We start from the raw sequence: 1,153 nt of genomic DNA on the forward strand, positions 1-1,153 counted from the left end.
GTGTATAAGAGACAGGTGCGGGGCGATCGCCCCGCACCGGCCCCCTCGGCGCGGTGGGAGCCCGTGCCCCGGGGCAGGGGGCACGGGCTCACCGGCGGACTACAGCAGTCCGTCCCACATCTGCTCCAGCAGCACCGACCACCAGCTCTCCGGATCGGCCAGGGCCTGTCCGTCGAGCGTCACCAACTGGGTCTGGAAGTCCGACGTCCACCGTCCGGCCTGCTCCGGGGTCAACCCGTGCCGCAGCGGCCACATCCGCCCCAGCATCGCCATCGACCGCGCGAACTGCGGCACCGAGGTGTTGACGAACTGCGCCGGCGCGGGCTGCCCGCCCGGGCCGCCCTCCAGCGGCACCGCCACCACGTGCGCGGTTCCGTACTGCACGCACAGCTGCCGACCGAAGTCGTTGCCCAGCACCAGGTACGAGCCCGAGTCCATCGCCGGCACCACGCCGCGCTCCTGCGCCAGCTCCGCCAGGGTCGGGATCGGACGTCCCGGCTGGGCGTGCGCCCAGAAGAACGGGCCGATGCCCACCGGCAGCCCCGACCACACCAGGGTCTGCGCCACGATGTCCGGGACGCCCTGGCGGGCCACCGCCTGCTGCTCCCAGTGGAAGACGCCCTGCGGACCGTAGGACTGGGCCAGCTCCTGCCCGATGACGTCCAACCCCACCGCCGGGGCGGTGGGCTGCTGCGCCAGCGGTGCGCGCACCGGCGCCGTGCGCGGCGGACCGTCCGCGTACTGCTCCAGTTCGTCCTGGTGCTCCACCAGGTGCCGCACCCCCGCCTGCCGGGAGGCGAGGTCGGTGCCGTAGGGCGCGGTGTGGGTGATCCGCACCTGCGGCCAGGTCTCCCGGATCATCCGCGCGCAGTACCCACCGGGCAGCTCGCAGGACTGCAACTCGGTGTGCAGCTCGATCGCCTGGTTCGCCGGTACCCCCAGGGCGTGCAGCTCGTGCAGCAGCTGCCACTCGGGGTGCGGCATCCCCGGCGCCGAGCGGCGGATCAGCCGCTGCTCCGAGCCGTCCGGCGCGCGGTAGCGCAGCACCGCCATGTAGCCGGAGCCCACCACGGGCACCCCCGGCTGCGGTGGGTAGCCGTAACCACCGGGCGGCGCGGGAGCGGGAACCGGGGCCGGCGCGGGGGCCGGCGGG

General features: G+C 74.5%; 1 protein-coding gene. It reads right to left on the reverse strand.

Annotated elements, in window-relative coordinates:
- Positions 1 to 99: 99 nt before the first annotated feature.
- The coding region (locus FOE67_RS26360) for an SUKH-4 family immunity protein (protein WP_182667334.1) at positions 100 to 1,153 on the reverse strand (1,054 nt) is incomplete at its 5' end.

The sequence above is a fragment of the Streptomyces calidiresistens genome, from assembly GCF_014141525.1.
Lineage (GTDB): Bacteria > Actinomycetota > Actinomycetes > Streptomycetales > Streptomycetaceae > Streptomyces > Streptomyces calidiresistens.